4 protein-coding genes are annotated in these 5,460 nt (G+C 69.7%); all 4 read left to right on the top strand.

Annotated elements, in window-relative coordinates; translation table 11 throughout:
• Nucleotides 1-163 precede the first annotated feature (163 nt).
• Nucleotides 164-1,276: an ArsR/SmtB family transcription factor gene (locus ABT300_RS40900; protein WP_351687338.1), complete on the top strand. Its 1,113-nt coding sequence runs from the start codon at nucleotides 164-166 to the stop codon at nucleotides 1,274-1,276.
• A gap of 52 nt (nucleotides 1,277-1,328) precedes the next feature.
• Nucleotides 1,329-2,597 carry an MFS transporter gene (locus tag ABT300_RS40895; RefSeq protein ID WP_351687335.1) on the top strand — a complete coding sequence of 423 codons (1,269 nt, stop codon included), beginning with the start codon at nucleotides 1,329-1,331 and terminating at the stop codon, nucleotides 2,595-2,597.
• Nucleotides 2,598-2,921: 324 nt separating this feature from the next.
• Complete coding sequence (locus ABT300_RS40890) at nucleotides 2,922-3,857, top strand: SDR family oxidoreductase (protein WP_351687333.1); 936 nt, start codon at nucleotides 2,922-2,924, stop codon at nucleotides 3,855-3,857.
• Nucleotides 3,858-4,223: 366 nt separating this feature from the next.
• Nucleotides 4,224-5,460, top strand: a 1,237-nt coding sequence (gene lanKC / locus ABT300_RS40885) for a class III lanthionine synthetase LanKC (protein WP_351687332.1), incomplete at its 3' end; no start/stop codon positions are given.

Raw genomic sequence — 5,460 nt, 5'->3', positions numbered from 1 at the left:
CACCCCCCAGGTCATCCGATCGACAGGGGGCAACAGTCATGCCGGGCCCGGAGGCCAGCGGCCCTGTTGCAGGACCGCGAAAAACATAACGGGGGCGAGGCGCGCCGTCGCGTTTCGGCGCTCGACACGGCCGGCCGGCGGGGGTCGTGGTGATGATGTCACCATGACCATCACCTTCCGGATCCCCGCGACCGGCGCGGAACTCGTCGGGTTCTCGTACTCGCCGTCGATGGAGGCGGTGCTGAGCCTGCACGTGCTGGTGGAACCCAAGCATCATCCCGTCCAACACGCCTGGGTGCGGGCGATGCGCAGGCTGTCGCCGGCGCTGAAACGCGAGATCGACGCGTTCTCCTTCGCCTTCCGGTCCTACTTCCCGGAGTTCTTCTTCCCGTCGCCGACGGGAGAGCTCCTCGGCTTCGAGGACGAGATGCGACGGCTGCGCTCGCTCGATCCGGAGCTGGTGCAACTGGAGTTCGCCGTCGCGCTGGGTGGTCAGCCGTTGGGCGGCGGGCCCGGCAGGAACCCCGCCGCCCTCGACGAACCCGAAGTCCGCCGTCGACTGGACGAGCTGGCAGAGGCGTCAGGCGATCACCGGCTGGCCGGGCTGCTGCTCGATGAGCCCGCCGCACTGCAGGAGCGGTTTCTGAAGATGCTGGAGCGCTACTGGGAGGAAGCGTTCTCCCATGAGTGGCAGCGCATCGAGCCGACTCTCGCCGACAGCGTCGCCGAGGCCGGTTCTCAGATCGCCGAGCACGGTCTGTACACCCTGTTCCGTGGCCTGTGGCCGGAGGTGCGCAGCGAACCCGAGGCCGGGCGGGTCCGGCTGGAGCGAACGCACGACCACGACGTCGAGATCACGCCGGAAAGGCCGCTCGTCCTCGCCCCCAGCGCTTACGTATGGCCGCACGTTCGCGTCAACTGTGACGGCCCCTGGCCGCTCGGGCTGGTGTTCCCCGCGTCCTCCATCGTCCGGGAGGCCCGCCCGCGCATCCCCCCGGCGCGGCTGACGGGGATCCTGAGGGCGCTGGCCGACGACACCCGCCTGCGCACCCTGCGGCTGATCGCCGAACAGCCGCGCAGCACGCAGGAGCTCGCCCCCCTCGTCGGCATCACCGAGGCCGGTCTCTCCAAGCAGCTGCGCCTGCTGAGCGAGGCGGGTCTGGTCGAGCGCCGTCGTGAGGGCTACTACGTGCTGTACCGGTTGGTCCCGGAGCAGGTGGCCGCTCTCGCGCCCAGTCTGGAGGCGTTCCTGCACGCGGCCGACCCCACTGATTAGCGTCATTCTCAATCAGTTGATCGGGTCCGTCACTCGTCCCGACAGTGAGGGCATGACACTCCTGAAGGACCGGGACTTCCTGCTTCTGTTCGCAGGTCAGGGCATCTCACGTTTCGGTGACGGCATGTTCACCGCGACCACCGCCTGGCTGGCCTGGTCGCTCACCCATGATCCGGCGGCCGTGGCGCTGGTGACCGTGGCGGCGTACGCGCCGGCGTTTGCGACGACGTTCGTAGCCGCTTCCTACGCCGACCGCTACGACCGGCGACGTCTGATGATCCTCACGGACGTGCTCCGGGCGGCGCTGGTGGCTGTCACTGTGGGCCTGTTCGCGTTCGGGTCGATGAACCTGACCCTGCTGGTAGCAGCGACGGCGTTGCTGGCACTGGTCGGAGCGCCGTTCGCCCCGGCCCGCAACGCCATCGTGCCCCAGATCGTGCCGCCCGCTCTTCTGCAGCAGGCCAACGGACTGCTGCAGGTGGCCTTCCGCGCCGCGTTCTTCGTGGGGCCGCTGGTGCTTGCGCCCGTGCTGGCCGTCGCTTCCCTGACGGCCGCCGTGGCACTGAACGGACTGACCTTTCTGCTCTCGGCGGCCGCCGTAGCCGCCCTCCGGGTCCGCGCTCCCGTCAGCAGTCGGGCGACGGGGCTGCGCTCCGACCTGGCGGCGGGCCTGCGAGCGGTTCGGTCCCAGCCGGACGTACTGCTGGTCATCGTGACGTTCGTCCTGGCTCTCACTCTCACCAGCGGTTTCCTGACCGTCGGCCTGGTGGCCCTGGTGGGACAGGGCGGTGAATACGGTCTGCTGCTGGGCGTGGCCGGGCTGGCGGAGGTCGCCGGCGCCCTCCTCCTTTCCCGGATTCCGATCCGCAGACTCGCGCTGGTCGCCGTACTCGCCTGGGCCCTGCTGGGCGTCTTCCGACTTCCGCTGGGCCTGGCCGCTTCTCCGGTCGTGGCAGCGGCTCTGCTCGCGCTGACAGGGCTCGCCTCCGCGCTGACCGACATCCCGCTGATCGCACTGGTGCAACAGCGCATTGCGGACGGCCACCTCGCCAAGGCGCTCGGGCTGTGGGAGGCCGGCATCGCCGGCGCCCTCGCCGTGTCCCCGTTCATCGCATCGACGACCATCTCGCTGGTCGGAGCGAGGGCGGCCTTCATGCTGTCGGGAGCGGCCCTGGTCGCCCTTGCCGTGGTGGCCGCCACGATCCTCGCCGCGACAACGGTCCGGCAGCCCGGCTTGCCGGACAGTCGGACGGGCGCTGCAGACCGAGACCGCCGCGGCTTCATCGCCTCGCCCGATGAGGAAGGCTCTTCGACACGCTGAACCTCACGAGGACGGCTGGACTGCCTACGCAGCCCAGACCGCAGGCCCGCTCGAGCAGGAGCGGGCCTGCGGGGCACACCCTCGCCTCCCTCTCCCCCGGCGCCGGACGGGGCGATCTCCTGCGCAGCCCCCCGCTGCCTGGCGGCACGCCCCCGGCCCGGCCCTGCCTCGTCGTCACTGGTCGCAGGACGGGGCGGTGCCGCACACGTCGGTGAGACGCGTAGAGAAATGGGACACAACCTGTCGGGTTTCGGGTCGAGCATGGTGTCACCGGTCGGCGTCGAGGGTGACGCGGACGGACCGCAGCGACAGAAGAGGACACTCATGGGATTGACGCACGACACCTCGACACCGGATCTCCGCGGAAAGATCGCGCTGGTCGCGGGGGCCACACGGGGCGCCGGGCGCGGCATCGCCGTCCAGCTCGGCGCGGCAGGCGCGACGGTCTACGTCACCGGCCGCACGACTGCGGCCCGCCGGTCGGAGTACGACCGGCCCGAGACGTTCGCGGAGACCGCGGAACTCGTCACCGCCGCGGGCGGAACCGGCATCGCGGCGCCCACCGACCACCTGGAGCCCGAGCAGGTACGGGCGCTCGCCGAGCGCATCGGCGCCGAACAGGGGCGGCTCGACGTGCTGGTCAACAATGTCTGGGGCGGCGAGCGGCTGTTCGAGTTCGAGAAGCCGGTGTGGGAGCACGACCTCGACAACGGGCTGCGGCTGCTCCGGCTGGGCGTGGAGACCCACGCGATCACCAGTCATTTCCTGCTTCCCCTGTTGGTGCGGCAACCGGGCGGTCTCGTGGTCGAGATGACCGACGGCACGGCCGACTACAACAGAGCGAACTACCGGAACTCGTACTTCTACGATCTGGTCAAGAACAGCGTGCTGCGCATGGCGTTCGTGCTCGCGCACGAGCTGAGGCCGCACGGTGGGACGGCGGTGGCGGTCAGTCCGGGCTGGATGCGCTCGGAGATGATGCTCGACGCCTTCGGCGTCACGGAGGAACGCTGGCGTGACGCGCTGACCACGGTGCCGCATTTCTGCATCTCGGAGAGCCCGGCGTACGTCGGACGCGCGGTCGCGGCGCTGGCCGGCGACGCCGACGTGGCCCGCTGGAACGGCCGGTCGCTGTCCAGCGGGCAACTCGCACACGTCTACGACTTCACCGACCTCGACGGCTCACGCCCGGACTGCTGGCGCTACCTGGTCGAGGTCGCCGACGCCGGCAAGCCGGCGGACGCGACCGGGTATCGCTGACAAACAGCCCGCTCACAGGCCGGACGGGCCAGCCATGCGCCTGCCGGCGCACCGGCTCGGAGGCAGGAGCGCGCGACCAGCGGGCCGGATGCGTCCGAACACTGTCGACCGGTCTTTGCCTCTGTCAGAGCTCGAACGCATATGCGCGGTGTGATGGAGGGCGCGACGACGAGGCGCCCGGGCTTCGCGCGCCCCGAGGTGCGCGCCGAATGCGCTCTGCCAAGCGGAGTCGGCCGTACTTTACCTTCACATCGCGGGACAAAAAAGCGGTCACCTTACCACCTCAGAAGGAAGTGGGACAGGTACGCCGTACGTACTGCATTCGTCCGGGAAGGCTGTTTCGCCGAGTTGGGGGGCGTTATGGACATGCGTTATGAAGCGTATTCGTACGCGGACAAGACGTTCTACGACTCACCGGTGCGGTGGGCGACCTCGGAGGAGTTCGCTGCGGTGGGGGAGCCGTTACCTGCCGGCTGGCTCGGCTCCGCGAGAGAGGTGTGGGTGGGGCGCACGCCCGCCGCCGTCGAACTGCCGGACCAGGGCTGGAAGATCCATGTGTCGGCCTGCCTGGACAACGCCGAGCACATCCTCTCCGTCGTCGGCTCCTACTGCCTCCAGCACAACGTGGCCTACAAGTTCCTGCGCAGTCCCGCCCTGGTGCAGACGCAGAACGCCAAGTACGCCTCACGCGGGTCCAGCGGCAAGTTCATGACCCTCTACCCGGTCGACGAACCCGAGCTGGAACGGTGTCTCACCGACCTCGACGAGGCGCTGGCCGGCCTGCGGGGCCCGTACATCCTGAGCGACCTGCGGTGGCGCAACGGGCCGTTGTACCTGCGCTACGGCGGATTCACCGAGCAGTTCTGCCGGTCGGACAGCGGCGAGCTCGTCCTGGCCCTGCGCGAACCGTCCGGCCGGCTGCGCCCCGACGTACGGCGCGCCGTGTTCGAGGTGCCCGACTGGGCCCCCGTCCCCGCCGTGCTGGCGCAGGCGCTCGCCGACCGGGCCGCGACGAGCATGGCCGACCTCCCCTACACCGTGGAACGGGCCCTGCACTTCTCCAACGGCGGAGGCATCTACCTCGCACGACACACCTCCGGCGGAGAGCAAGTCGTCCTCAAGGAGGCCCGCCCGGACGCAGGTCTCGATCAGCGCGGCGACGACGCCGTGTCGCGGCTCGGCAGAGAGCGCGACATCCTGCACCGCCTGAAGGGCGTGCCCTTCGTTCCCGCCGCACTCGGCTACCACATCGCCTGGGAACACCACTTCCTGGTGCAGGAGTACATACCCGGTGAGCCGCTGAACAGATGGTTCGGCCAACGCTACCCCCTGATTCATCCCGACCCGGCCCCCGGAGCGGTCGATCGCTTCCGGGACGAGGCCCTGGACGTCCTTGCGAAGATCGAGGAAGGGCTGCGCGCCATTCACGCCCGCGGCGTGGTCTTCGGAGACCTCCACCCACGCAACCTGATAGTCCGTCCCGACGGCCGGGTGTGCTTCGTCGACTTCGAACTGGCCTCGCCTGCCGACGACTTCGTCAGACCAGGGCTCGGCGCGGCCGGCTTCGCAGCCCCCGCCGACCTCAGCGGGTACGCGATCGACG

This window comes from Streptomyces sp. NPDC001027 (genome assembly GCF_040299045.1).
Taxonomy (GTDB): Bacteria; Actinomycetota; Actinomycetes; order Streptomycetales; family Streptomycetaceae; genus Streptomyces.
The sequence above is the reverse complement of the archived record's forward strand: the minus strand, read 5'-3'. Positions and strand labels throughout refer to the sequence as shown.

Excerpts from the sequence above, each read along its gene's own strand:
- ABT300_RS40900 (WP_351687338.1), top strand. The coding sequence starts at position 164 with ATGACCATCACCTTCCGGATCCCCGCGACCGGCGCGGAACTCGTCGGG.
- ABT300_RS40895 (WP_351687335.1), top strand. The coding sequence starts at position 1,329 with ATGACACTCCTGAAGGACCGGGACTTCCTGCTTCTGTTCGCAGGTCAG.
- ABT300_RS40890 (WP_351687333.1), top strand. The coding sequence starts at position 2,922 with ATGGGATTGACGCACGACACCTCGACACCGGATCTCCGCGGAAAGATC.